At 48.8% G+C, this 26,752-nt stretch carries 24 protein-coding genes and 3 tRNA genes; 14 read left to right on the forward strand and 13 right to left on the reverse strand.

The window, feature by feature from the left end; genetic code table 11:
- Positions 1–116 precede the first annotated feature (116 nt).
- Entirely contained in the window at positions 117–1,133 is a 1,017-nt protein-coding gene (galE, locus tag T411_RS0108725) for a UDP-glucose 4-epimerase GalE (RefSeq protein ID WP_000866946.1), read from the forward strand.
- A 90-nt stretch (positions 1,134–1,223) separates the two neighbouring features.
- Here the strand turns inward: galE and T411_RS0108730 are convergent, their stop codons facing one another.
- Together T411_RS0108730 and T411_RS0108735 are read right to left on the reverse strand one after the other, a co-directional pair.
- Positions 1,224–2,645 (reverse strand): methyl-accepting chemotaxis protein, encoded by a 1,422-nt coding sequence (locus T411_RS0108730; protein WP_001209486.1) that lies wholly within the window; start codon positions 2,643–2,645, stop codon positions 1,224–1,226.
- Positions 2,646–2,872: 227 nt separating this feature from the next.
- Complete coding sequence (locus tag T411_RS0108735; RefSeq protein WP_000194442.1) at positions 2,873–4,075, reverse strand: aromatic amino acid transport family protein; 1,203 nt, start codon at positions 4,073–4,075, stop codon at positions 2,873–2,875.
- A gap of 519 nt (positions 4,076–4,594) precedes the next feature.
- Here T411_RS0108735 and T411_RS0108745 point away from each other — a divergent pair.
- Both T411_RS0108745 and T411_RS0108750 read left to right on the forward strand, forming a co-directional pair.
- Complete coding sequence (locus tag T411_RS0108745) at positions 4,595–5,176, forward strand: acyl carrier protein phosphodiesterase (RefSeq protein WP_001009839.1); 582 nt, start codon at positions 4,595–4,597, stop codon at positions 5,174–5,176.
- Positions 5,177–5,212: 36 nt separating this feature from the next.
- Entirely contained in the window at positions 5,213–6,481 is a 1,269-nt protein-coding gene (locus tag T411_RS0108750; protein ID WP_001292936.1) for a DEAD/DEAH box helicase, read from the forward strand.
- Positions 6,482–6,580: 99 nt separating this feature from the next.
- Here the strand turns inward: T411_RS0108750 and T411_RS0108755 are convergent, their stop codons facing one another.
- From T411_RS0108755 to T411_RS0108770, 4 genes are all read right to left on the reverse strand, one after another.
- A complete protein-coding gene (locus T411_RS0108755; protein ID WP_000570597.1) occupies positions 6,581–7,315 on the reverse strand; it encodes a TetR/AcrR family transcriptional regulator in 735 nt (244 codons plus the stop codon).
- Positions 7,316–7,418: 103 nt separating this feature from the next.
- Positions 7,419–7,727 (reverse strand): c-type cytochrome, encoded by a 309-nt coding sequence (locus T411_RS0108760; RefSeq protein WP_001266838.1) that lies wholly within the window; start codon positions 7,725–7,727, stop codon positions 7,419–7,421.
- Between the two features lie 128 nt (positions 7,728–7,855).
- Positions 7,856–8,863 (reverse strand): low-specificity L-threonine aldolase, encoded by a 1,008-nt coding sequence (ltaE, locus tag T411_RS0108765; RefSeq protein ID WP_000347561.1) that lies wholly within the window; start codon positions 8,861–8,863, stop codon positions 7,856–7,858.
- Between the two features lie 8 nt (positions 8,864–8,871).
- Positions 8,872–9,387 carry an NUDIX hydrolase gene (locus tag T411_RS0108770; RefSeq protein WP_000034744.1) on the reverse strand — a complete coding sequence of 172 codons (516 nt, stop codon included), beginning with the start codon at positions 9,385–9,387 and terminating at the stop codon, positions 8,872–8,874.
- A gap of 351 nt (positions 9,388–9,738) precedes the next feature.
- On the opposite strand from T411_RS0108770, the gene T411_RS0108775 reads away from it, so the two are divergent.
- The 7 genes from T411_RS0108775 (at position 9,739) to artM (ending at position 16,333) form a co-directional block, all read left to right on the forward strand.
- Positions 9,739–11,397 (forward strand): ATPase RavA domain-containing protein, encoded by a 1,659-nt coding sequence (locus T411_RS0108775; RefSeq protein ID WP_000941295.1) that lies wholly within the window; start codon positions 9,739–9,741, stop codon positions 11,395–11,397.
- Positions 11,398–11,405: 8 nt separating this feature from the next.
- The gene (viaA, locus tag T411_RS0108780; RefSeq protein ID WP_000899954.1) at positions 11,406–12,851 is read left to right on the forward strand and encodes an ATPase RavA stimulator ViaA; all 1,446 of its coding nucleotides are present in this window, start codon (positions 11,406–11,408) and stop codon (positions 12,849–12,851) included.
- A 223-nt stretch (positions 12,852–13,074) separates the two neighbouring features.
- Positions 13,075–13,148 (forward strand) — tRNA-Cys (locus T411_RS0108785).
- Positions 13,149–13,443: 295 nt separating this feature from the next.
- The gene (artP, locus tag T411_RS0108790; protein ID WP_001896687.1) at positions 13,444–14,172 is read left to right on the forward strand and encodes an arginine ABC transporter ATP-binding protein ArtP; all 729 of its coding nucleotides are present in this window, start codon (positions 13,444–13,446) and stop codon (positions 14,170–14,172) included.
- A gap of 73 nt (positions 14,173–14,245) precedes the next feature.
- Positions 14,246–14,977, forward strand: coding sequence for an arginine ABC transporter substrate-binding protein (locus tag T411_RS0108795; RefSeq protein ID WP_000722143.1), 732 nt, complete (start codon positions 14,246–14,248; stop codon positions 14,975–14,977).
- Position 14,978: 1 nt separating this feature from the next.
- Complete coding sequence (gene artQ / locus T411_RS0108800; protein ID WP_000244571.1) at positions 14,979–15,668, forward strand: arginine ABC transporter permease ArtQ; 690 nt, start codon at positions 14,979–14,981, stop codon at positions 15,666–15,668.
- Positions 15,665–16,333, forward strand: coding sequence for an arginine ABC transporter permease ArtM (gene artM / locus T411_RS0108805; protein WP_000662924.1), 669 nt, complete (start codon positions 15,665–15,667; stop codon positions 16,331–16,333). The genes artQ and artM overlap by 4 nt, the downstream gene beginning before the upstream one ends.
- Before the next feature lie 52 nt (positions 16,334–16,385).
- On the opposite strand, the gene T411_RS0108810 is transcribed toward artM, so the two are convergent.
- A complete protein-coding gene (locus T411_RS0108810) occupies positions 16,386–17,291 on the reverse strand; it encodes a LysR family transcriptional regulator (RefSeq protein ID WP_000933929.1) in 906 nt (301 codons plus the stop codon).
- A 174-nt stretch (positions 17,292–17,465) separates the two neighbouring features.
- Between T411_RS0108810 and T411_RS0108815 the strand changes: the two genes are divergently transcribed.
- From T411_RS0108815 to T411_RS0108825, 3 genes are all read left to right on the forward strand, one after another.
- Positions 17,466–17,966 carry a lactoylglutathione lyase family protein gene (locus tag T411_RS0108815; RefSeq protein ID WP_000109226.1) on the forward strand — a complete coding sequence of 167 codons (501 nt, stop codon included), beginning with the start codon at positions 17,466–17,468 and terminating at the stop codon, positions 17,964–17,966.
- 217 nt (positions 17,967–18,183) lie between these two features.
- Positions 18,184–18,270 (forward strand) — tRNA-Leu (locus T411_RS0108820).
- Between the two features lie 24 nt (positions 18,271–18,294).
- Positions 18,295–18,368, forward strand: a tRNA-Cys gene (locus T411_RS0108825).
- A 32-nt stretch (positions 18,369–18,400) separates the two neighbouring features.
- Here T411_RS0108825 and T411_RS0108830 read toward each other — a convergent pair.
- The 3 genes from T411_RS0108830 to trxC all read right to left on the reverse strand — a co-directional run bounded on the left by T411_RS0108830 (position 18,401) and on the right by trxC (position 21,093).
- Positions 18,401–19,189, reverse strand: coding sequence for a lipase family protein (locus T411_RS0108830; RefSeq protein WP_000803303.1), 789 nt, complete (start codon positions 19,187–19,189; stop codon positions 18,401–18,403).
- A gap of 126 nt (positions 19,190–19,315) precedes the next feature.
- The gene (locus tag T411_RS0108835) at positions 19,316–20,470 is read right to left on the reverse strand and encodes an MFS transporter (RefSeq protein ID WP_000402449.1); all 1,155 of its coding nucleotides are present in this window, start codon (positions 20,468–20,470) and stop codon (positions 19,316–19,318) included.
- Positions 20,471–20,658: 188 nt separating this feature from the next.
- A complete protein-coding gene (gene trxC, locus T411_RS0108840; RefSeq protein ID WP_000102967.1) occupies positions 20,659–21,093 on the reverse strand; it encodes a thioredoxin TrxC in 435 nt (144 codons plus the stop codon).
- Positions 21,094–21,261: 168 nt separating this feature from the next.
- Here trxC and T411_RS0108845 point away from each other — a divergent pair, with 168 nt between their 5' ends.
- Complete coding sequence (locus tag T411_RS0108845; protein ID WP_000189733.1) at positions 21,262–22,350, forward strand: ketoacyl-ACP synthase III; 1,089 nt, start codon at positions 21,262–21,264, stop codon at positions 22,348–22,350.
- A 141-nt stretch (positions 22,351–22,491) separates the two neighbouring features.
- On the opposite strand, the gene glpC is transcribed toward T411_RS0108845, so the two are convergent.
- From glpC to glpA, 3 genes are read right to left on the reverse strand one after another with little or no spacing between them, the layout of a single operon-like run.
- Complete coding sequence (gene glpC / locus T411_RS0108850) at positions 22,492–23,733, reverse strand: anaerobic glycerol-3-phosphate dehydrogenase subunit GlpC (protein WP_001014992.1); 1,242 nt, start codon at positions 23,731–23,733, stop codon at positions 22,492–22,494.
- The gene (gene glpB / locus T411_RS0108855; protein ID WP_000972327.1) at positions 23,730–25,040 is read right to left on the reverse strand and encodes a glycerol-3-phosphate dehydrogenase subunit GlpB; all 1,311 of its coding nucleotides are present in this window, start codon (positions 25,038–25,040) and stop codon (positions 23,730–23,732) included. The genes glpC and glpB overlap by 4 nt, the downstream gene beginning before the upstream one ends.
- Positions 25,037–26,680 carry an anaerobic glycerol-3-phosphate dehydrogenase subunit A gene (glpA, locus tag T411_RS0108860; RefSeq protein ID WP_000128106.1) on the reverse strand — a complete coding sequence of 548 codons (1,644 nt, stop codon included), beginning with the start codon at positions 26,678–26,680 and terminating at the stop codon, positions 25,037–25,039. Before glpA ends, glpB begins: the two co-directional genes overlap by 4 nt.
- Positions 26,681–26,752 lie beyond the last annotated feature (72 nt).

A 26,752-nucleotide genomic window follows, 5' to 3' on the forward strand; every position in this document is an offset into this window, starting at 1 on the left:
GATTTGATCCATTTGCTTCAGGTATAGTAGAGCCTGTTTTTAAATCCAGAGGCATCAATGTTTTGGCGATCGCTGAAAAGCCGTTACAATCGCCGAAAACATGAAGGAGGCTAGGCATGAAAGTATTGGTTACAGGTGGCATGGGTTACATTGGCAGTCACACCTGTATTCAGATGATCCAAGCGGGTATGACCCCTGTGATCCTCGATAATTTATACAACAGTAAAGTAACGGTCCTTGATCGTATTGAAAAAGTGATTGGTGTTCGCCCTCAGTTTGTGCAAGGGGACATTCGTGATAAAGCTTTGCTGGTTGATCTCATGCAACAGCATAATATTGAGGCGGTTGTGCATTTTGCGGGCCTCAAAGCGGTGGGTGAGTCCGTACAAAAACCGCTCGAATATTACGATAACAACGTGAATGGCACCTTAGTTTTGGTGGCGGCGATGCGTGAAGCGGGCGTGAAATCGCTGGTGTTCAGCTCATCTGCAACCGTATATGGCGATCCTGCGTCTGTGCCGATCACTGAATCTTTCCCAACCAGCGCGACCAACCCATATGGGCGCAGCAAGTTGATGGTGGAAGAGTGTTTGACCGATTTTCAAAAAGCCAATCCAGACTGGAGTATTACGCTACTGCGCTACTTTAACCCGGTTGGCTCTCATCCCTCTGGTGAGTTGGGTGAAGATCCACAAGGCATCCCTAATAACTTGATGCCGTTTGTGTCTCAGGTTGCGGTAGGGCGCCGCGAGTATCTTTCCGTGTTTGGTAGCGATTATCCGACCAAAGATGGCACTGGGGTGCGTGATTACATCCATGTGATGGATCTGGCGGACGGTCATATTGCCGCGCTGCAAAAAGTCGGCACTCGTGCGGGTCTGCATATCTACAACCTAGGCACAGGGAATGGCTACAGCGTGCTTGAAATGGTGAAAGCGTTTGAAGCGGCTTCGGGTTGCGCTGTCCCTTATAAACTGGTGGAACGTCGTCCGGGGGATATCGCGGAGTGCTGGGCTGACCCGACAAAAGCTGCGCAAGATCTCGGCTGGAGAGCAACCCGAACCTTAGATGAAATGACGCAAGATACTTGGCGCTGGCAGTCGAATAATCCGCAAGGTTACCCAGAAGCTTAAACAGTCATTAGTGACTGTTGCTATTGAATACAAACGCCCATCATGATTGATGGGCGTTTGCTTATGCGCTTCGCTGAGTTGAAACCTAAATTAGGTGCGGTAGCGCGCGAGGATTTCCCCTAAATTGCGTGTCGCTTGAGTAATTTCACTGACACCTTGCGACGTCTGCTCTGCAACACGGCGCAGCGTGTTGGACTGGCTGCGAATATCACTTAGTTCGGATGAAATATCGTGGGCAACCGAGCTCTGTTCGCTGGCTGAAGTGGAAATTTGCACACTGAGATCATTGATAAGCTGCGCCGAATGCGCGATGGCTTGTACATCGTTACCCACTTCACTTACCAATTGGCTGCTGGTGTGTGCTTGGCTCACCGTCTGCTCGGTAAGTTTGGCGATGTTTTGGCTTTCCACCTGTAGCTTTTCAATCATGGCTTGAATTTCCACCGTGGCCGATTGAGTGCGACTGGCCAAAGTGCGGACTTCATCGGCAACCACCGCAAAACCTCGACCTTGTTCACCGGCGCGAGCTGCTTCAATGGCGGCATTGAGTGCCAAAAGATTGGTTTGCTCTGAAATGGCATTGATGGTGGTGATCACCGCATTAATCTGCGTTGCATTGGTGTTGAGGGTTTCGACTGAGGATGACGCTTGGGCGATGTAACGTGAGAGCTGTTCAATATCTTGAATCGCTTTTCTCACTCGCTGCTGGCTGCGTTCAACCTGCTTGGTGTCTTGTTCCGTTTGTTCGGTGGCACGCTGTGAGGTCGTCGAAACTTCGGCTGCTGAAGCCGTCATCTCTTCCATCGCGGTGGCCACCGAATCGAGCGAACTGTATTGATTCTGAATCTGTACTTCCGATTCTTTCACTTCGTGAGCAAAAGTCATTGCGGTGTCACGCAGTGTGGCGCTGTTTTGTTTTACGGCCACAATCAGCTCTGCAAGTGTATCCATGGCTTTATCGAGCGCACAACCAATCGTCCCGAACTCATCACGTCCGGGATGGAAACCGAGTCGTGATGTAAGATCGCCTTCAGCGATTTTTTGGGTGGTGGTATAAAGCACCCACAAGGCACCACCAATAAAGGTCGCGACCCAGTAAGTGAAAATGGCAAAAGGAATGGCCCACAAATAGGTGAGTAAAAAGCTGCGCAGGGCTTGCTCGCGAGCCGGCTGCTCATACTGTTTCATTGACTCTGTATAGGCATAGACCTGACCGTTTGCGCTAGTGGCACTGGCTGTGACGACACCTTGTGAATAGATCGTGTCGCTTACGCGATTTTGTACTTTCAGTACGGAAAGTTGGCTAGGGTCGGGATGGTTGAGTAGCCCTTGTAATTTGTATTCCACTGCCAATTGAGACTGCTGCTCAATGCTGGCAAGGGTGTGCCAATAGCGCATACCTGCAATGGTGGTGATTGCGCTTAAAAACAGTAAAAAGATCACCCACATTTTGTCGTTAATCGACATGCGAATGAACACTCGGTCAATCGTCCTGAATTGAACTTCTCTCATGATGGCTCCTGCATAGCAAAAATAGCTGGCACAAGTTAATCATATTCAAGTGACAAAAGTGAGATTCATGTTCAATAAAAATGAAAGAATAAGATAGGATTATTTCAATAATGAGATTTACATCAAGAAGTTGAGTTGCATAAAAATAGGGCGAATAGAAGCCTATTCGCCCTTAAAATCTGCTTTTATCTTTAAACGCTACCTAAGTCATAAGAGGAGCGTTAGGGTTAACCGAGAGCGGGAAGTATGCCTAACGTAATCAATAGCTGTGCGCCGATGATGAGTAGCCCGACCAAACCTGTCACAAGCAGGGCCCCATTGCCCCCTGTAACTTGATAGTGTTGCTCAGTGGCTTGTTGGCGCACTTTGATCACCATCACCAGAGGTAAAAAGATGGCCAGAATGGCGAGCGCAATCGCGGCATAGCCTAGCGCCATAATGAAGCCTTGCGGGTAGAACAGTGCAAAAATCAGCGGTGGTAAGAAAGTGACGACAGACGCTAATGGGCGGTTCATTTTACCTTGTTGGTTACGTAGAGAATCCCCCATAAATTCAAACAAACCTAGACTAACACCCAAAAACGAGGTGAGTAGAGCAAGGTCAGCGAATACGCCGATGATGTTGCCAAGATTCGATTGGTGAACCGTGGTCGAGAGTACACCGATGAGCGCTGTGAGCCCCATATTGTCGAGTAGGGCAGATTGACTTACTACCCCAAGAGTGACTAGCTGCCAGAAAATGTAAATCACTAGCGGAATCGCAGAGCCGATCAAAATCGCTTTGCGCAGCGCAGGGGTATCACCATCTAAGTAATTCACAATCGCAGGAATACTGCCGTGGAAACCAAAGGAAGTAAAAATGACGGGAATGGCCGCGACAATCAAGCCCTGCTGAATCGGCATACTCAGTAAGTAAGACTGCGAAACATTGGGCGCGAGGAAAAACAGTACCGCTACCATAGCGATCATCTTGCCGGCAAATAATACACGATTGACGCGATCCACTGTGCCTGTTCCAACGGTGACGACCAAAGCGACAATCAAGGTAAACAGCAAAGTACCGCTCGAACTTTCAACGTTCACGCCAGTGAAATCGGTAATTCGTTGGGTAAATTGTGCGCCGCCGCCAGCAATGTAGGCCGCACACAGCGAGTAAAACAAAAATAACATAGCGAACGTCGCAACCCATTTGCCTTTATCGCCTAAAATCTGTTTGGCGAGAGTATGCAAAGTTGCTTCTTTATCCGCGTACTGGTGGATTTCTACCATCAGCAATGCAGTAAATGCCATCAGCATCCACAAGCCGAGCATAATCATCAATGAGGTTGAGAAGCCAATACCGGCGGAAGCTAGAGGCAGAGCTAGCATTCCTGCACCAATCGTGGTGCCCGCGATAATCAAAGTACTGCCTAAAAGCTTCGATTGCGTCATGTGTAAACTCTTTTATACGTTGTTAGATGTTGCGCTTAGTGATTTGTGCGAAATTTGACCGATTAATAATCTCATTTCACTAGTTTTTGGCTATTCTGTAGAAGCTTTCGATTTGCGTCAATCTGTTTGTAAAAATTTAAATCCGAATTTGTAATTAATAATTTACACTTCATGTAACTGAGGTTTTTACCACAAAGAAACCTTGGTACTTACTACAAGCTGTGGTAAACCTTATTGGCGTTTCTGGAAGCGCTTACGATGAACGTCTCACCAGAAACCGTTATCCCCATTCAACGTGAAGCTGAACCTTCAAGTCGAAAGGGTATAAAAGGATGAAATAAGTATGAATTAAGGAGGTCAACAATGAGTGACCACAATCACAATGATGAATGTCTAGAGCTGCTTGATGCGATGGAGATTGGTTTTACGCTCAGCGATTACCAAGCGGTTGAATCAGAGCAAACCGACGTCTCTGTGTCATAATCTCCCATCTCGGTGTAACACCGAATCTCTTATCCCATGAATTTCCTTGCCCATTTGCATATTGCTCATCACTGCCAAAGTAGCTTACTCGGTAATTTACTGGGAGATTTTGTCAAAGGTGATCCGACAGAGCAGTACCCGCAATCTTTAGTGCAAGGAATCCGTTTACATCGCTGGGTTGATGCTTACACCGATAGCCACCCAGTGATGAAAGCGGCGAAATCTCTGTTTCCTTCCCAACAACAACGCTTTGCGCCGATTGCCCTCGACCTGTTTTGGGATCACTGTTTAGTCAATACTTGGTCGAATTGGCATGCCGAGCCCTTGGGGCAGTTTCTGACTCATGCACAACAAGGGATAGCCGAAGAAAGTACATCGGCGCTGCCTGAGCGTTTTGTGCGAGTGAATCGCGCTATGTGGCAAGGAGAATGGTTAGCCTCCTATGCGGAGTTGGCTAATATTCGCTATGCGTTGAGCAAGATGGCGCAGCGCAGCCCTCGCATGCAGCCTTTGGCTTATAGCGCGCAGGGATTAGAGGACAACTACACCGAGTTACAAGCACTGTTTGCGGTGCTGTATCCGGATGTTTTAGAGAAAGCCAAACGCCGTTCACTTTGATACAATCCGCGCCCCAAAAGTTATTAGGTACGCGACATGTCAGAACTCTCCATCACTTTTTCGCAATTAGGCTTGGATTCTCGTCTGCTGAATACATTGAGCGAGCTTGGGATCGCCAATCCCACGCCAATCCAACAGCAAGCTATTCCTCATGTATTGCAAGGAAAAGATGTACTGGCAGGGGCGCAAACCGGAACCGGTAAAACGGCGGCATTTGGCTTACCTTTGATCCAACGCTTTATTGAGCAGCCTTGGCAGCGTGAAGCAAACAGCAAAGAGATCCGGGCGTTAGTGCTGGTGCCAACGCGTGAGTTAGCTCAGCAAGTATTGGATAGCCTACAAGCCTACGCGAAAGGAACGGAGCTTAAGATCGTAGCCGTTTATGGCGGCACGAGCATGAAGGTACAGCTCAATCATTTGCGTGGTGGTGTGGATATTTTGATTGCGACGCCGGGGCGTTTGCTCGATCACGCCCATGTGAAATCGCTGTTTTTGGGCAAAGTTGAAGTGTTGGTACTCGATGAAGCGGATCGCATGCTGGATATGGGCTTTATGCCAGATTTGCAGCGCGTGCTGCGCCGTTTATCGCCACTGCGTCAAACGCTGTTTTTCTCTGCAACGTTTGATAGCAAAATCAAAGCGGTGGCGTATCGCATCATGCGTGATCCTATCGAAGTGCAGGTGACGCCATCCAATTCCACGGCAGAAACCGTGCAGCAGATGGTGTATCCGGTGGATAAAAAGCGCAAACGCGAACTGCTCTCTTATCTGATTGGCTCGAAAAATTGGCAGCAAGTGTTGGTGTTTACCAAAACCCGTCAAGGCAGTGATGCACTTGCGGAAGAACTCAAGTTGGATGGTATAAAAGCGGTGTCGATTAATGGCGATAAAAGCCAAGGTGCACGCCAAAAGGCTTTGGATGATTTTAAAGCAGGCAAAGTGCGTGCTTTGATTGCGACCGATGTCGCCGCACGTGGGTTAGATATTGCCCAGCTTGAGCAAGTGGTGAACTACGATATGCCATTTAAAGCGGAAGACTATGTGCATCGTATTGGGCGTACGGGACGCGCAGGTTTAGCGGGATTGGCGGTCTCTTTGCTGTCGCATGATGAACAGCCACAACTCGAAGCGATTGAGCGTTTACTCAATACACGTCTTCCTCAAGAATGGTTGAAAGGTTTTGAGCCTAGCCCTGTGGTGCATGAGGAAAATTCACCGCGTCGCTCGGCTGGCCGTTCGTCAGAAAAACGCAAACTAAAAGCACAACTGAAAATCCATGCGCAGCGCGGTAAAAAAGCGCGTTAAGTAGGGTCAATAAGTAGCACCCATCGATATCCCGTTTGCTATCCCCAATCACAGCACATCGCAAATAGTGCATCGGAAGGGGATAGCTCACATCGCCTATTACTCTTCCGTCTCTTTATAGACATCTCGCCAGTCGCAACTGAGGGTATACACCAGCTCATCCACCGAGTTGGGCTGCATAATGTAAGGCTTGGCGACATGAAACTTCTCAACCATCAAAGCGTTAAACAACTGCCAATGTTTGAGTAAACAGGCGGAAACGTCTTCAATTTCCGGGGCCCAAGTTGCACGCATAAAAGGCGTCAAACTGGCGGCGCTGTGAGTGTACATAATCAGCTGCCATTTGATTTCCCACAAATGGATCGGAGATTGGGGGTACTGACGGTTGTAGTCGTCCGCCAAGGATTCAACCAAGCGTTCAATCTCTCCAGAAGTATCGAGGAAATAATCGAATAATTTATCTTCTTGGCGTACGGCATCCGCAATCAATTGGATTGGCTGTTTAATGATTAAGCCATGTGCCAACATGCGCATGAGGAAAGTGTACAGCTTTACATTGACGGGAGTTTCTGCTGGCATGGCTTGGAGCACCGTCTGCATGTAGCGAATCATATAATCATGCAGGCCATCGCTGATGCTGTGCCAGATCTTTTCTTTACTGCCGAAATGATGACGAATCAAGCTATGTGAGACGCCAGCCTTTTCACTGATATGGCGCAGAGAAACGCGTGAATAACCGAGCTCACAGAACAGCTCTGCCGCAATGGTGATAATGTGATAACGCGTTTTTTGGGCATCTTGCGCACTACGACGCCCCTGTTTTTTTTCAATCATGTCAACCTAATGTATAACGGTCACTGAGACGTCCCGATTTTTACCAGATCTGCGCCGATTTTTCATGACTCTTGTGCTTAAAAGTGGAATTTTTGGGAAAAACTCATTGGGATGAGGCATAAAAAGCAGCAATGTCGCGCAAATCTTGATCATTTAAACGTTGCAACTGAGCTCTCATCATCTCCGCCATTGGGCCTGTGCGCTCACCTAGTTGATAAGCCTTCATCGCGCTATACAGATATTCTGCGCTTTGCCCATCAAGGTTAGGATAGCTGACCTGAGTAGCTTTGCCGTCGGTGCCGTGGCAAAACACACAACTTGGCGCTTTTTGTTTACCGAGTACCGGGTCGCCACTGGCGAAAAGCGGAGTCGAAACAAGGGTTAAACAAAGCAGAGAGCACACAACGCGCATCAATAAACTCCAAACAAGAGGGTGTAAATCAGTGGCGTGGAGTATAAAGCTTCCCCTAAGGGGAAGCTCAAGAGGTCGCGAGCGAGAATAAAGAGAGTTTAGGAGCCTGTTGGCATTCTCAACTTCACTCAAGCCAGTAAGGTGCGCAGTTTGGCGAGTAGGGTATCAATATCCTGACGTGTAATGTCTTTATGTGTCACGAAGCGCACTGGATTACCCGCGGTGATGATAATGCCTGCTTGGCGAAGTTGCTGGGCGATGGACTGGATATCGACTGTCGAGTCCAATTTAGCAAACACAATATTGGTCTGTACCCATTCGGTATTAACCGAAAACCCCGGTAAAGCATTCAGCCCCAAAGCCAGATGACGAGCATTATCATGATCGGTCTTGAGCTGCATGACTTGCTCGGTGAGCGCCAATTTCCCCGCTGCGGCTAAAATGCCCGCTTGGCGCATACCGCCACCGACCATTTTTCGCCAGCGTCTCGCTTTGGCAATAAAGTCCTTGGAACCGAGCAGTAACGAACCGACTGGCGCGGCTAAGCCTTTGGATAGACACACGGTGATCGAATCAAAATATTGCGCGATCTCTTTGACATCCACATCCAGTGCGACCGCCGCGTTGTAGACCCGAGCCCCATCAAGGTGCAGTTGCAAACCATGTTGATCAACAAACTCGCGCGCCTTCGCCAAATAACTGAGTGGAAGCACTTTACCATTGATGGTGTTTTCCAAGCTGAGCAGTTTGGTGCGGGCAAAATGTGCATCATCCGGTTTGATCGCGGCTTTGAGTTTGGCGAAATCGAGTGTGCCATCCGGTTCATTGTCAATCGGTTGTGGCTGGATAGAGCCAAGTACGGCAGCACCGCCAGCTTCATAACGATAGTTATGGGCTTGCTGGCCACACAAATATTCGTCGCCGCGTTCGCAATGGGCGAGTAAACCTAACAAATTGGCTTGAGTGCCTGAGGTGGTAAACAGCGCGGCTTCAAAGCCATGGCGCTCTGCCGCCCACTGTTCTAACTCGTTGACGGTGGGGTCATCGCCATACACATCGTCACCCACAGGGGCTTGTGCCATCGCTTGACGCATCGCGTCGGTCGGTTGGGTAACGGTATCCGATCGAAAGTCCATATTTTCTCCTACAAATATCCGCAAAGTTTGGCTTTACTTAAACAAGCAATGGTTTTGGAATCGGTGATGTCGCCGAAAACAATTTTACGTTCTAATTCTTGTGGGGTAAGAAAGAGGACTTCAATCACTTCGTCCTCATCGCAAGAATAGCGCGCCGTTTTGCTTAGGTTTTTTGCGACAAACAGATGTTGAATTTCATCGCAGAAACCCGCGAGCGGCGTGACTTGACCGAGTTCGATAAATTGCTGAGCGCTAAAGCCGGTTTCTTCCTCCAATTCGCGCTGCGCACAGGAAAGAGGCGGTTCCCCCTCTTCTATAGTGCCAGCAGGAAGTTCGAGTAACCATTTTTTGAGCGAAGGGCGAAATTGGCGTATCACGACAATCTCGCCTTGGTCAGTCAGTGGCAAAATCACTGCCGCACCGGGGTGTGAAATCGTGGTATGTGTGACCGAGTGGCCATTCGGAAGCAAAACGTCCTCCTCGACCAGTGCGATGCTTTTCCATTGATGGATGATTTTGCTCATGGAGTGTGTCTTGTCAAAATAAAGCGGTGATGAGGGAGTCACCTTACCTTAGGTTCAGTGGCATCCCCAAGAATAAATTGTACTTTTTGCGTCGTGTCTGTGGAAATGGCGAGAAGTTGAGCCGCTAAATGTGCAATCAATGATTACCAATTGTTTCAAGGAAATGAGATCTGTTATAAGGATGCGCAAAACAAAAAATAGACTTTGTAACAAATCGACAACAATTGTATAAAGCGATTGTTTATTGAAACTATTGTTTATAGAGCGATTGTTTATAGAGCTATTGTTTATAGAAACAGTGCTTATTGAAAACGTGTTACCCAATTTGGGCTTTGTCTGAGGAATCAAGAGATGCTGCAACCCACCCACAGCTCACATGCGCGCAAAGCGCTGCTTTCAGAGCGAATCAATAAGCTGGCCAAGGCGCTCTCTGATGGCGTGTATGAGCGTGAAAATACCATCAAGCTCTGTTTATTGACCGCCTTGGCTGGTGAAAGTGTGTTTTTGCTCGGCCCTCCGGGGATCGCCAAAAGCCTCATCGCTAAGCGTTTGATTCAAGCATTTGATAACAGCAGTTATTTTGAATACCTGATGACCCGCTTTTCAACCCCCGAAGAGGTGTTTGGGCCGCTGAGTATTCAAGAATTGAAAGACAATGGTCGTTATGTGCGCCTCACCCAAGGTTATTTGCCTACCGCACAGGTCGTGTTCTTGGATGAAATCTGGAAGGCGGGACCTGCCATCCTCAACACCTTACTAACGGTTGTCAACGAGAAAACCTTCAAAAATGGCAGCGATATTGAGCGCGTACCGATGCGTCTCTTGGTGACGGCCTCCAATGAACTCCCAGACGAAGACAGCGGCCTCGAAGCACTCTATGACCGTATGCTGGTACGAATTTTTGTAAATCGAATCCAAAACAAACAAAATTTCAAATCCATGCTTACCGTTGGTACAGCGCAAGAAGCGCAAATTCCAGCAGGGCTGGCGATCACCGATGAAGAGTATCACCAATGGCAGCAGCAACTGGATAAGCTTGAACTCAGTGATGACGTTTTCGAAAAGCTCTACCAGTTGAAAACCATGGTTGAAGAGCGCTCAAAAGAGAGCGCGGGTTCAGATTTAGAGATGTATGTGTCTGACCGCCGTTGGAAAAAAGCGGCCAAACTTTTGAAAGCCAGTGCATTTTTTAATGGCCGAGACGAGATTAACCCATTAGATCTACTGCTGCTGCAAAACTGTTTGTGGAATACCCCAGAATCACATGATGTGGTGCATGAGGTGATCCGCGAATTTGCGCTGCGTTACGCCTTTGACCAAGCAGAAGTGGAGCAACAGCTCGATGTATGCCGACTTGAACTTGCCCAAATTCAAGAAGAGCTAGAGTCTGAGTTTGCCATGGTACTGTCACTGGAAACCACCAATGGCTTAATCAAAAAACAAGTTCATCATCAATATGACCTGTCTGATGCCAAAATTTACAAAGTGGGCATGACGCCTGATTTGATTAAGCTAGTGTTATTGCAGAGCAATATGTCTGTTTCTGAAGGTGAGAAAGGCGATAGCCGTTGGATTTACGTACAGAAAAGTGAATTAGAGCGCGTGATTAAAGAAGGGCACGGCGAAGCCTATGGCTATGTGAACCAAAACACCAATCTATGTCGCTTACGTTTTGACCTTGATGCCAGCAACAACTTGGTGATTAAAGATATTGCCAACCGCTCCGTACTTCTGGCGATGGTCACCAAACAAGGTTTAGATGAGTCGCTGTATCAGAATTGGTTGACGAAAGCGGATCAAGCCATGGCGCAGCTCACTCATGCGGAGCACCATTTACGTAAAGTGCGCCTCAAATTTCACGATGCGCTGCCGCACAGTTTCATCGATCCTGAATTGCCAACGGCAATGCAAGCGACCTTGCATGAGCTGCAGCAGCAGTTGGATGCCACTCAAGTTGAATGCGAGCGTAACGTGATGCGCATTCGTAACCTCAACCAATTTTTTGCTTAGGTGTCATTATGTTAGGGGCGGATGCGTTTAATCTGGTTGTTGCCATAGCAGAATCTGGCTTGATTGATACCGCCGTCAATGACTTGGTTGCGCGCTCCCAAGTGATGATGATGGCGGAAAACCGTGGTGTGGGCACGTCAGTGAAAAATCATCTGATCAAGTGGCGCACCAGCGTTCGTCGTCGAATGACCAAAGTGTGTGAAACTGAACGTTTCCAACGTGAGTTAGCCCTCTACCAAGAAGTGATTCACTGGGATGAAGAGACGTTTTTTACGCAAGTTCCAGACGTGGTGAAGAAACTGGAATGGGACTCCGCATTCTATTTAGAAGCGCGCCGCTTGCTCGAAAAAGAGAAGCTGCATCATAACCCCATGTTCCCTCATTTCTTTTGTGATCAGTGGTATAAATCACTGTCTGATGCGATTCGCCAAGCGCAGGTGATCGAACTTAAAGCCAACAAAGAGCGTATGTTGGCTGATCTCTATCAGCGTATGGAAACCATGCGTAATATGGATAAGGTCACTGAAGCGGGGGATGAAGCGATCGTCGGCCGACTTTGGGATATGGCGGCGGCGAAATTGAGCCGCAATGACCTCACGGTCATGAAGCGTTACGCGGAGTTTCTCAAAAAACACAAAGGCATGCAGGAAATCGCCGAGCAGCTCGGGCGAATGGCTGGACAGGTTGACGATCCGGACCTAAATCGTGCGCCCGCTGAAGAGATGCAAATGGTCGAAGAGCGTTCAGATGAAGCGACCGATGACATTGTGGGTATCCACGAAAGTGACGATTTGAATAAGCTACTGCCCAACGAAACCATGTTTTTAGCTTATCCAGAGCTGGAAGTGGTGTTTTATAAGCACTTGGTCGATAAACGGTTAATGAACTATCGCATGCAGGGGAAATCACGCACTCTGCGTAAGGTGCGTGCCCATCGTCCTGACAACAAACAGGTTGATATCGAAAAAGGGCCGTTCATTCTCTGTATTGATGCCTCAGGATCCATGAGTGGTTTTCCCGAGCAGTGTGCCAAAGCCATGGCTTACGCGCTGATGCAAATTGCGTTGGCAGAAGATCGTGATTGTTATGTGATGCTGTTTTCTTCCGAGTTCATTACCTACGAATTGACTCGCCAAGATGGGCTGCGCGAAGCGAGTGATTTCTTAAGTTATTCGTTTCATGGCGGTACAGATTTTGAGCCCGTGATCCTCAAATCGATTGAACTCATGAGCAGTGATAAGTATCGCAATGGCGATTTGGTTGTGATGTCCGATTTCATTGCACCCAAACAAAGTGACGAACTGCTGGCGCAAGTGGCGGAACTTAAAACGCGCAAAAACCGTTTTCATGCCATAAGCCTATCAAAATACGGCAACCCGCAGTTGATGAGTATGTTTGATCACTGCTGGAGCTATCATCCGAGCTTGGTTGGGCGGCTAATGAAGAAGTGGTAACTTGAATGCTTCATACCCAACGACGGGAAGTAGCAGGTCGTCAACGCCACTGCTGCTTCAAATCAGAAGAGAATAGGTTGGTTTGCTTGCGGCGGTCAGTTGAGCAGATTGCGCTAAATCTCAGCAAACGATCCGGCATTTCATTTTTTTGTTTGACTCAGTTCGCATAATCCGTAAAGTACGCAGCGCAAGCAACGAAGCAAATCCTTCGTTTGACTTCAGAGGCGCGTTGGCAGAGTGGCCATGCAGCGGATTGCAAATCCGTGAACCTCGGTTCGACTCCGGGACGCGCCTCCATTTCTTTTGAAGTCATCGCTTAAGCCAGCCAAGTGCTGGTTTTTTTGTGTCTGCGTTTCTTCAATCGAGTCCCCACTCTATATTCTATTTATATCTCATCGCTCCCTACTGAGTATTTCCGGTTTACTTATCACGCTTTATGCATTTGGTTGTGGTTTAACCAGTCGTTTTTGCTATTCTTATGACGTTTTTTTATACAAATAGTCTGTGGTTTTGGTTTTTATACATTTTTATTGCATAAAAATACGTTCGTAGTAGTATGAACGCCAGATGATAATTAATGCAGTATGTCCGCATGAGTATTCGAGTTAAAGGAATTAACAAGTCTTATGGCACCACTCAGGTGCTGCACGACATCCACTTTGAATGTGCGAGTGGTGAAACTTTGGTGTTACTTGGCCCTAGTGGCGCGGGTAAAAGCTCACTGCTGCGTGTGCTCAATCTTCTTGAAACTGCCGATAACGGTCAACTGCATATCGCCAATCAATCGTTTGATTTCTCAACGCATCCGACTGAACAGCAAGGCTTAGCGCTACGTCGCAAAGTGGGCATGGTGTTTCAGCAATACCATTTATGGCCGCATATGACCGTGCTGGAAAATCTGGTGGAAGCCCCCGTGAAAGTCGCAGGTATGGCGAAATCGCAAGCCAAACAGCAAGCCATCGAGATCCTGAAAACGTTGCAACTGGCAGATAAAGCCGATGCGTGGCCGCTACAACTCTCGGGTGGCCAGCAGCAGCGAGTGGCGATTGCGCGTGCACTGATGATGAAGCCGGATGTACTGCTGTTTGATGAGCCGACAGCGGCTCTGGATCCTGAGATCACCAATCAAGTTGTGAAAATTATCAAAGAGTTAAGTGGCACAGGGATCACGCAAGTGGTGGTGACTCATGAAGTCGACTTTGCCAAGAAAATCGCCAGCCATGTGCTCTACCTCGAAAAAGGGCGCATTGTTGAACACGGCACGCACGCCTCCTTTACCCATCCGCAGACTCAGCAGTTTGCCGATTACTTAAAACATTAAGAAGTTACTGATATTAGCCCACAGATTCTGGCCAGTGATGCGCCAGATTTCGCAGAACACATGGAGTATTGCAATGAAAAAGATCCTACTCGCGTCTTTGATTGGTTTGGTTTCTGCTAGCGCAGCTGCGCAACAAGAGATCAAGTTTGTGATGGAAGCGACTTACGCGCCGTTCGAATACATGGATGAGAACAACCAAATCCAAGGTTTTGATGTGGATTTAGCCAATGCGCTGTGTAAGCAACTTGAAGCGAAATGTAGCTTCCACAACCAAGCGTTTGACAGCTTGATCCCAGCACTGAAATTCAAACGTTATGATGCCGCCATTTCGGCAATGGACATCACCGAAGCGCGTTTAGAGCAGGTAAATTTCTCCAATCCGTACTACGACAACTCAGCCGCCTTCGTTTCTCTGGCGGGCAAAGTGGCGGATCAAGCGGCGCTGAAAGGCAAACGTGTTGGTGTGCAAAATGGCTCGACTCACCAAAGTTTCCTACTTGAGCAACTGTCGGACGTGGTCGCGGTGCCATACTCAAGCTACCAAGATGCGTTCATCGATATGAAAAATGGCCGTATTGATTCGGTATTCGGTGACACGGCCGTTGTCGCGGAGTGGTTTAAGGGGGATAACAACCTCGCTTACGTCGGTGAGCGTGTCACGAATGCACAGTACTTCGGTAATGGCTTTGGTATTGCGGTGAATAAAGATAACCAAGCGCTGCTTGATCAACTTAACGCAGCGTTGGAAGCCGTGAAAGAAAATGGCGAATACGCCGCGATCTTCAATAAGTACTTCGGAAACTAAGATGGTGTTAACGGGCTACTCTTTATCACTGGTACAAGCAAGCTGGATGACGCTACAAATTGCGTTGGCCAGCTTGCTGGTCGGTTTACTGTTGGCACTGGTGTTTGCTGGCGGTGAAATGGCAAAACTGAAATTGATCAAATGGCCAACCACCTTGTTGGTCACCGTGATCCGCGGTTTGCCTGAGCTTTTGGTGGTGCTGTTTATCTACTTTGGCTCGACCCAAGTGCTGTTTTTCATCACTGGTGAATTTATTGAGATCAGCCCGTTTATCTCTGGTGTGATTGCGCTCTCGCTGATTTTTGCTTCGTACGCTTCGCAGACGTTGCGCGGTGCACTCAAAGCCGTGGGCAGAGGACAGCGTGAAGCGGCCAGCGCGTTAGGGATTCCGCCTAGCCATGCATTTATTCGTATTGTGCTGCCGCAAGCGGTACGCCACGCACTTCCCGGTTTAATGAACCAATGGCTAGTATTACTTAAAGATACGGCGTTAGTTTCTTTGATTGGGGTGACGGATCTACTGAAACAAGCGCAGCTCACTTCCGCGGCCACCCATGAAGCCTTTACGTGGTATGCAACAGCGGCGGTGGTGTATCTGGTGATCACATTGATCACACAACGCGTCGTAAAAGTCATAGATAACAAGTTTTCGATACAAGGCATGAGCCATAGCCAAGGAGCCAGTGCATGAAAGAGCAACACCTATGGCAACTGCTTGAAGGCTTAGGCACCAGTTTGCAACTGACGGCAGCTTCGCTGCTGGTGGGTTGCATATTGTCACTCTTGATGACCGTAAGCTTAGTGATGCGCACGCCCGTCGTGCATTGGTTTAGCCGTGCGGTGATCACCTTGTTTACCGGCACTCCGCTGCTGGTGCAAATTTTCTTGGTGTATTACGGCCCTGGACAGTTTGAATGGATCCGCGAAAGCGTACTTTGGGTATGGCTCAGCCAACCTTGGTTTTGCGCTATGCTGGCTTTGGCGCTCAACACTGCGGCGTACAGCACGCAACTGTTTAAAGGCGCATTTAACGCCATTCCTAGCGGACAGTGGCAAGCGTGCCGCGCGTTAGGCATGAATAAAATCGCTACGCTGCGAGTACTGCTGCCTTATGCATTACGCAGAGCTGTGCCTGCTTATTCCAACGAAGTGATTCTTGTCTTTAAAGGCACTTCGCTGGCCAGCACGATCACCATTATGGATTTGATGGGCTACGCGCAGCGCATCAACGCCCAAACCTACGATACGTTGACAGTCTTTGGGATTGCCGGGGCATTTTACCTTGCAGTGAACGGCATTCTGACCCTGATCTTCCGCCAAATCGAGAAAAAAGCGTTAGCGTTTGAGGCGTATTAGGCTCACTCGCCAGTTCACGCCTCTGGCTTAATTATTGATTCACATCACATCATCAGGGTTGCGTATAGTGCGCAACCCACTCTTTTAATTGCTGGCTGACGTCGGCAAAACGCTGCGGCAAATCGCGCTGCCTTTTCTTAACCAAATACAGCGTTTCCGTTACCGGAGCTGGGTTTTCAAAAACGCTGATCTGCTCGCGTAACGGGAAGTTTTCCACGGCAGATTTGGGCAAAACGGTAAACCCCAAGCCTTTCGCGACAGGCAACAAAATTTGCTGAATTTGGTTCACATAGCCCGATCGAGGAAAACTTTCGCTATTCAGCACCGTTAATGTAAGGTTGGTACTTTTGGCGAGATAGAGCGAAAAATAGTGATCGATATCAGGGTGCCCAATAAGTCCTAGCTGAAGTAGGTGATCTGCGAGTTGGTCAGGCTCTGTTGGGTGATCATGAGGTAGAACAAGGTATAGCGGCTCTTCCCCTAACACCTCACTTTCAAATACACCTTGGCTGGGTTGTGAGGTCACAATCCCTACATCAACATCTCCCTCTTTGATGGCTTTAAGAATCGTGTGATTGGGTGCCGCTTCAAGCTCGATGCACAGCTTAGGATGCAGCTGTTGTAGCGCTAACAGTGGAGGGTAAATCACCAGCGAGAGCGAGCCAGAGCACGCAATTCGATAACGGCCAGCAAACGGCTCAGTTTCGTGGATCTGTTCTAAGAGCCTGCGCTCGTTTTTTGCAAGTTGTGTGGCGTATTCATACACCATGCGTCCCTGGTCGGTGAGTTCAAAACTTTTGTTGATACGATGAATGAGCGGATGTTGACACGCCTCTTCTAACTTTCGGATGTGTTGACTCACGCCCGGCTGAGTCATAAACAGCTTTTCGGCGGTTTTAGTAAAGTGACCAGTATCGACCAAGGTTTTGAATGTCTGTAGCCAGATTGGGTTGAGCATGATTTTTGATAACAAATTATTATTGAAACAATGATAAACGATAATTTTTATTCTGTTCAACGCCGATTTATTCTTTCGATACCAAAGCTACTTGAAGTTACAGCCCACACCTTTGCTGCTTCAAGTAGGCCGTGTACATCTACTTTTGTTTTGAATCGTAAAGAGAGAATCATAATGAGCACATACCCACGTTCGTTTTCCCATATTGGAATTTCAGTACCGGATTTAGAAGCAGCGGTGAAGTTCTATACCGAAGTCCTTGGCTGGTATCTGATTATGCCGCCGACTGACATTGTGGAAGATGACTCCGCGATTGGTGAAATGTGTACTGATGTGTTTGGTCAAGGGTGGGAGCGATTTCGTATTGCGCATCTCTCAACCGGAGATCGCATTGGCGTAGAGCTGTTTGAGTTTAAAAACCAACAAAATCCTGAGAACAATTTTGAATATTGGAAAACCGGGATTTTCCATTTCTGTGTGCAAGATCCTGATGTCGAAGGGCTCGCGGAGAAAATCGTCGCCGCAGGTGGCAAAAAGCGTATGTCAGCGCCACGTTTCTACTTTCCCGGTGAAAAACCGTACCGCATGATTTATATGGAAGATCCGTTTGGCAATATTTTGGAAATTTATAGCCATAGTTATGAGCTGCATTATGCTGCCGGAGCCTATGCATAATTCATTTTTTGAGGAGCTTGGTGAACTCAAGCTCCTTGATACTGCTTGTAAAAACATCGGCTTGAGTGCATTTTGCTCCCTGTGGCTGAAATCTTGCGCAGTCAGACTTGATTGCTGAAATTTTTTATTGACCAGAAATCTCAATCCGTTAAAGTACACCTCGTTCTCACGGCAAAGCTCGTTAGAACAGATGGTGTCTTCCATCGCAGTATGCGTTGCCCTGGTGGTGAAATCGGTAGACACAAGGGATTTAAAATCCCTCGACTTTCGAGTCGTGCCGGTTCAAGTCCGGCCCGGGGCACCATCATCCTCAAAGACACATCACTTAGGCGCGTTGGCAGAGTGGCCATGCAGCGGATTGCAAATCCGTGAACCTCGGTTCGACTCCGGGACGCGCCTCCATTATTTTCTCTCTTGTTGATACAAAACTCTTTCTAGCGTTCATCAAAAAAATCTTTATTGCGGATGTATTTACTCATCAAGTGATAAGAGAACGGTCGAATTAACCAACTGATGATCGAACGTCCTAAACGCTCCCATGTTGGTGTATTTTCGTAAATTCTGCCGTTGTACAGCCAGAGTAGTTTTCCGGCATGCCAGTACAGAAATGGCACGGGCGGCATGAAGGTTACGATGTCCAGATCGCAGCAGATGCGATAGGTTTTATGAGCCAGCCCATAGTATTTCGGAAAGCGCCAATCCCCGATCGCAGGTTGACCAAAAGTGACGACTCGCTTGATCGTGCGTGGATATTTTCGCTCAAAATAGTCCGCAAACACGCAGCCAATCGCGCCGCCGGAAGAATGCCCAGTGATTGCAATGCGTTTGCCTTGTTCAATCAGCGGCAGTAGGGTCTGTTCCAGTTTTTCAATCACCGTCATGCCAAGCGTATCTTGGTTGCGGCTCGGTTGGCTCTCTTGATGCAGTAAGTGATAAAAGCCGGCATGAATGCGGTATTGCAGCCCTAAATGGCGGCAACTGCGTGTCCAAACCGCGAAGTTGAGTAACCAGTCGGTGAGGCTGTGTGAGCCTTTAATCACAACGACTACCTCATCGCTCGCTCGGCTCCACAATACTCGGATCATGATTTTGCCAAACTGATTGGTGATCACACGCTGTCCGTTAGGATCAAATCCGTAACGAGTCTGCTTAAAAATGCGCGGATAAGCGAGGTTGCACAAAACGGCGTAGCGTTCGTATTGGTAGCGTTTGAGTGGTTTCACAGTGACATCAATGATTCGGTTTATGATGACTGTATGGGGCAAATATGAAGCTTAGATTAAGCTTGGGTCGGAAAAGCAAGTTTCTCTCCCTCACGCTGAGTGATAGAAACTTGCTCTAAAAGAAGGTTACTCGCCCGCCACCCATTGGCGTTTGGTTTTGACGCTTTTGATCAGCATATACAAACAAGTCGCGAGTAGGATGGCAAACAAGTAAGCCATCAAGCCGTGGCGATCTTGCATAAACCAATCGGCCAATACTGGACCAACCACCGAGCCTACGCTGTAGCTGAGCAGCATCACTTGGGTTGCGGAAACAATGTAGCTCGCATCCAATTTGTCGCAGCCTAAATTAATCGCGATTGGGTAGAGGGCGAAGGTCGCCATGCCTAAAATAAATAGGCTAACGCCCAGTACGAGCAGCGAATCATCGAACACGGTCAGCGCGATGGCTGCTGTGCCAAGTAAGCAGAACAGCGCCATCTGCAGAGTGCGGCCTAAAAATTTAGACAGCCAAGGCACCAGAGGTTGAACCGCCATGCCGCCCAAAATCACCAGCGCCATTAAGTTACCCAGATCGGTGTGGCTAATGCCACGGTTGGCAAGTTCCACCGGCATCAAACCGTAAATTGCTCCTAATGTCAGGCCCGAAACGAGGCAGCCGATCATCGCCGCTTTACTGAGCTTGAAAATCTGACGCAACGAAAGTGAGCTAGCTTGTTGTGTGGAAGGCTGATCCGAATCTACGTACATCAGCACCATGGAAGCAATCAAAAGTAGTGTGGTGATCGCAATAAAAGGCACGGCACCTGCCACACCCAGTTGGCCAATTGCCATTTGTCCGAGTGCAGTACCGCCATAGAGTGACACCATGTAAATGCCAAGACGCTTAGCGCGACCTTGTTCATCGCCATGCAGTAACCAAGATTCCACCACCACAAAAATACCGGCCACGGCGATACCTGCGACCAAACGTGCCAAAAGCCAAACACTGGCGTAGGGCAATAGCGGCATAACCACAATCGACAGTTGCAGTAAGCTCAAGCACCATACAAAGGCTTTACGGTGGCCTAAACGATTAACGAAAGGCTCTGCAACCAGCGCGCCCGCTAATAATCCGGCATAAAAAACGCTTGCCAGCCAACTGGCCAAATCAGACTCGAGTTGGTAATGCGGCAGCATTAAAGGCACTAGGCTCATTAAGTAGCCTGCGGCAATCGCATACAGAGTTAACGCAATAACAGGCACCGCAATGCGGTTTGGTGCAGAAGAATGGATTTCCACAGCAGGCCTCGGGAACAGCAGAAGGAACAGTTGGCGCGAATATGAGACGAATAGTGCGCAGAGTAAAACGAAAAAAAGCGTTCTTGACGATAAACTTTGCTTGTTGAAGAAAAGGGCGGGGAAAGTGCCAGTTAAGTTGGCATAATTTTATCGAAAATGCCAACTTAATTGTCGATCGCCAGATGCGATTATTTAGTCAGCGCTTGGTTTAACCATTGGTCAAATTGAGATTTTGGCAGTGCACCATTGATCATGTCGATGCGTTGGCCATTTTTGAACACCATAATGGTGGGAATACTGCGAATTTGAAAATGTGCAGCAAGGTTTTGCTGCGCTTCGGTATCAATTTTCACGCAGCGGATCTGGCCTTTTCGCTCGGCGGCAACATCACTAAAAATCGGTGCGAAGCCGACACAAGGGTTACACCATGGTGCCCAAAAATCGACGACGACAGGTTTGTCGCTTTGCAGCAGCGCGGAAAAATTGGCTTCGGTACCTTCAATTGGTGCGCCATCGAGTAGTGCACTTTGGCATTTGCCACAATTTGGGCTTTCGGTAATCCGCTCTTCTGGCACACGGTTAAGGCTGTGGCAAGATGGGCAGCGGGTATTGAATGTTGACATGACTTCCTCTCTTTATTTTGCGCTTTCGTTACCAGTTTAAGCTCAATGGTTAACCATGGTTCGAAAATCGGCGTATACTTCTGCCCATTGCCGACAATGGCGACGGGCGTTGCTCAATATCTTGGGGCGCTCCGCCAAATTACAATAAGCAGCATAGACGGAATTTTTATGACTCAATGTTATGCCGAAATCACCGGGTGGGGTAAATGTCTGCCACCTGCGACGCTCTCCAATCACGATTTGAGCACCTTTCTTGATACTTCCGATGAGTGGATTCAATCACGTACTGGGATTGAACAGCGTCGGATCAGCCACGTGAATACTTCCGATCTCGCCACCGTTGCCGCTCAGCATGCTATTGCCTGTGCGGGCGTAAGCGTTGAAGAGATAGACCTGATTATTGTGGCAACCTGTTCACCGGATTCGTTAATTCCCAATATTGCTTCAAAAGTGCAGCAAAATTTAGGCATTCCTTCTGCTGCCGCCTTTGATCTCAACGCCGCCTGTACTGGTTTCCTCTATGGTTTAGAAACCGCGACACGCTTGATGCAAGCGAGCCATTATCGCCATGCTTTGGTGATTGGTGCTGAGCGCCTCTCTTTCTATCTGGACTGGACGAAGCGAGACACCGCCGTGCTGTTTGGAGATGGCGCAGGTGCTGTGGTATTGAGCAAGACCGAACAAAAAGTGGGCTTGCAAGATGCGCAAATTGGCTGTGATGCCCAAGGACGAGATATTTTAGCGGTACCTAAGTTTGGAACCGCGATGGATCGTTTTGATGCAGACAATGGTTACTGGGCATTTGATTTCGTGGGTAAAGAGATCTTTAAACGCGCGGTGCGTGGCATGGGTGCTGCGGCGCAGCAAGTGTTGGCGCGTAGCGGCTTATCGACAGAAGAAATCGATGTGGTGATCCCGCATCAAGCCAATATCCGCATTATTCAAACCCTGTGTGATTTGGCGGGCATCGCGCAAGACAAAGCCTTTGTGAATATTCATCGCTACGGTAATACCTCCGCGGCTACGGTGCCGATTGCCCTATGCGAAGCGTTAGAGCAAGGCAAAATCAAACCTCATGATGATCTGTTGGTCGCCGCTTTTGGCGCAGGGCTAACGTGGGGAGCGGGTCATATTCGCTGGGGTGAGCGGGTAACGCCTCTGGGTAAAAGTGATGCGCAATTGCCTTCTTGTGATCACACTGCGTTAGATCTGTTGAGCAAGGCGATCGAACACTGCAAGCGTCATCAATCAGAATGATTTTCTGAATGTTGGAATAAGAATAGGGCAAGTTTTACTTGCCCTATTTACTGTCCTCCCTAAACCACGGCTTTCAGCAGTGGTGATTGTTTAATATTTCCGTCCAGCTTTTGGCTTCAAGTAGGAAGTGGCTATTCACGCTCAAGCACGAGGCTCATCGATTAGCGCCATCGCCAGTAAACTCACCGGATGAATGGTTTCCAAATGCGCGTTTTCTTCGATTTGCCACTTACAGGTTTCGCAATCGGTCACCGCATAATCGGCATCAGAGGTTTGAATCGCATCAAACAGATGCGAACCAATTTTCTTCGATACCTCGTAGTTCTCTTCTTTAAAACCATAGGTTCCGGCTAGGCCACAACACTCACTGTCGAGCACCACCAGCTCTAAGCCGGGGATCATTTTCAGCAGCTCAATCGTAAACATCACATTACCACTGCGCTCTAAATGGCAAGGGGTGTGATACACCACTTTTTTGTGCACGGGTTTCATTTTCGGCGCGTTACCGCTCATAAACTCTTTGAGCAGAAAACGCGTGACGTAATGGATTTGATCCACCACTTGGCTGTTATCTACGCCTAGCACATGCGGGTATTCTTGCTGCAAGGTAAACGAGCAGGTGGAAGAGGTGGAAAGCACCGGCGCATGGTAATCATTGACCATAGCCGTAAGGTGTTTGACGTTGTGCAGCGCGTTTTTACGCGCTTTGTTGTGAAAACCATTTGCGATCAGGGGCACACCGCAACATTTTTCGCTATCAAGCAAACGCACGCCTATGTTCATCGCGTTCATCACTCGCACAAAGTCTTTACCCAGTTGCGGGTGGTTATAGTTCACGTAGCAACCATGGAAATAAGCCACTTGTCTTTGGTAGAGCGGCTGGCTGGTGCAGTTTTGTTTAAACCAGCGGCGGAACGTGCCGTGCGAATATTTGGGCAAGGTTTTATGGTCATGCACGCCAATGGTTTTGTGCATCAGCTTTTTCACCAATGGCAACGAGGTTGCGGCGTTGACGAGTGGCGCAAACGGTGTGGCGATCGAGCCAAATAAGTCGGTGTGGCTGAGTACAAAATCACGCACCAACTTAGGGTTAAGTGGTTTTTTGCCGTATTTGCCACGCGCCACGGCGATCATATCGCCAATTTTGACGCCTGAAGGGCAGGCGGTTTCACAGCGTTTGCAGTTGGTACACAGCTTGAGCGCGTCATCATAGTATTCAGCACTTTTGATCCGTAAACGCTCACCATCTGGGCCACACTGTTTGGGGCCGGGATAGTTTGGGTTGGCTTTGGCAACGGGGCAATACACAGTGCACACCGTGCATTTGATGCATTGATCAAAGGTGGTATTTTGCGGTGCAGAGTGAATAAAGGCATGGTTCATAGCAGCACCTCCGGTTGTTTGGTTTGCGCATAAGTCGCAAGGATCTGTTCTACGGCATGATAAGCGGTCGCAATCGCTACGCCTCCGCCACAGCCTTCAAACACGGGGTCGTACCCACTGAGCATTGCGCCGCAACACCATAGATTGTCAATGGTTTTGCCTTGGCGTGACGGATGCAAATTGGCATCGGTAATGACGCCGAAAGTCATAAACGGGTGTGATTGTGCGGCGATAAATTGGGCATGTCGCCACTGAGCGCGGTCAGGGTTTTGCTGGACGTCCAGCGCAAAGGTCGGCTCTTGAATCGCATGTTGTGAGGCTTGTAATCCTTGGCTGAAGTAACTGCCGGTCGCCATCACATAGTGCTCAGCACTGATTGGGAAATCGCGCAGATTTTGAGTATGAATAGCGGTGAGGCGAGAGCCTGCAAAATCGCCACCAATCACTTTGTCTCCCTTGAGTTGCACGCCGCCACCTTGGATGAAACTACGATGCAGCGCTTCTTCAATGCGGATCCCGAGCAGTGATGGGGGCATGGTTGGCACTTCATGAAAGCGCAGTTGGGTTACCTGTTGGAGTTTGGTCATCAAATGCAAACCATCACCGTTGCCCATGATGGCAGGCATGATCACCAGGTCATCTGGACGCGCAACGCGCATCAGTTGGTCGCACAATGCATTCCACGCCGATTCTTGGCGCAGCAAACGCGCAATATCAATCGAGCGCAGCTCGTTAGGATTACGTCTGAACCCTTCAAAGCCGGGGATAGAAACATTCACCGTGAGCATCGGCGTGTTAGCAAGCTCAGGGCGCTGAGCGAGGTTATCACGCAGCATCGCAGGTTGAAAATCGCGATAGCCGTCAATCGCAACAATCACGATGCGTGAAAAGTCGGCATTGCCGCGATAAGGGTAAACAAAAGGCTGCGACAGCCAAGTATTTTTTAGAGTACCAAGTGGGGTAATGCGCCAGTGGTTGGCCCCATCGGGTTCGTGATGCAAAGGGACGTGTGCACTGTCTAAAGTACGTTTGAACCACATCAAACCTTTTTCGCTGTTTTTGCGTCCGACTTTGCTGTAAGGGTGCTCTGGTACTTGCTGTTGTAAAGCTGAAAGTGCGTCAAACGGCTGATTCACTACGCTGCCATCCGGCAAACGGCCAAGCACATCAATCGAGCCGGAAGAAAAATGCAGCGCACTTTGCCCTTGGTTGATTAACACCACTTTTTTTCCGGCTTGCAGTGCGCGCAGGGCGGCGCTGTATCCGGCAATTCCGCCACCGATGACGGCCACATCATAATGCATCATTGTTGTTTCTCCGTGGCTGAGTCGAAGGAAGGTAAATCGCTTGCACCGAGCAAGCCTTCGTAAATCCAGTAGCTAAATTCTGCTTCGCGTAGCGCATCGCCCCAGAAAATCGGTTTGATGCCTTTCCAGCGCTCTTCCAGAAAATCGACCAACAAATGGCTCGATTGGCAACCCGAAACTTGCCCGTATTCACTAAACAGACTGGCTGCGCGATAGCTGCACAGCTCACCCTGACAAGGCCCCATACCCAAACGAGTACGGCGTCGTAGGTCGACCAAATTATTCACATCCAACTGCTTGATGGCGTATTCGATTTCACCGGCGGTGACCATTTCGCACTCGCAGATCACCGCTTGGCTTTTTGCATCGTCGGCTAAAAAGCTCGCGGCACGTTCACCGTGACGATAAATGGCAGATTCATAAACCGGTTTGGCAATACTGGCGGTTTTTTTGAGCGTTTTTGGCGCTTCTTGAGAGCCCGGTAAAGGGCGCAGATGCGTTTGGCAGCTTTGAGTATTGCCAAGCTTCTTGGCGACCAGATCGGTGGCCCACTCGGCCATCAAACGGTAAGTCATCAGTTTGCCACCGGTAATGGTGGTGAAGCCTTTCAAGCCGTCACGCTGCTCGTGATCCAGCAAAACAATGCCACGACTGATATTACGGCCACTGCCATCATCATCCACTGCGACCAGTGGGCGAACGCCCGCATAAGCGCGCAATACGCGAGTGTTGGCCATAATGGGGGCAAGTTTGGCGCCCTCGGCGAGCAAAATATCCACTTCTCGTTCAGTGACATGCAGATTATCGATCTGGTCATAATCAATGTGCTCGGAAGTGGTGCCAATCAGCGAAATGGTATCGCCGGGAACCAAAATGTCCGCATCCGATGGCTTACGGCAGCGGTTGATCACCAGATTATTAATGCGGTAATCCAAGATCAGCAGCGAGCCTTTGGCGGGGAACATCTTGATGTTGAGATCCGCATATTCGCAGATGTTTTGTCCCCAAATGCCTGCTGCATTAATCACTTGTTGAGCGAAAATATCAAACTTAGCGCCACTGCCTAAATGCTGGCAACGCACGCCAAGCACGGTATCTCCCTCACGGATCAACTGGGTCACAATAGTGCGGTTAAACATTCGCGCGCCATGTTCTTTGGCATCCAGCACATTGGCCGCACACAGGCGAAAAGGGTCGAGCGTACCGTCAGGCACTTTCACCGCGCCAATCAAAGCAGGGTTGACATTCGGCTCAAGTAACAAGGCTTCTTTAGGTGTTAAGCGCTGCGTTTCAATCCCTGCATCACTACAGGCGTGAATAAACGACTCCTGAAAGCCTAAATCATCTTCTGGCAGAGTGATAAACAAACCATCGGTGGCTTCAACGCAGTGGCGCGCGATGGATTTCAGAATTTTGTTCTCTTGGATACACTCGCGTGCCGACTCAGAGTCAGTGACCGCGTAACGAGCGCCGGAGTGCAGCAAACCATGATTGCGACCTGTGGTGCCCGCGGCAATGTCATCTTTTTCAACCAGAATACAGCGCAATCCGCGCAATGCGCAGTCGCGCAAGATTCCGGTTCCTGTTGCGCCGCCGCCAATGATGACCACGTCGGTTTCCATTCTTTGATAAGCCGTCATGAGCTCAACCTTATGCAATCAAAACACATACGGTTAGTGTGCCATTATTTTCATTTCATGTTCGTTGTTTTG

Source organism: Vibrio cholerae ATCC 14035 (assembly GCF_000621645.1).
GTDB classification, from domain to species: Bacteria; Pseudomonadota; Gammaproteobacteria; order Enterobacterales; family Vibrionaceae; genus Vibrio; species Vibrio cholerae.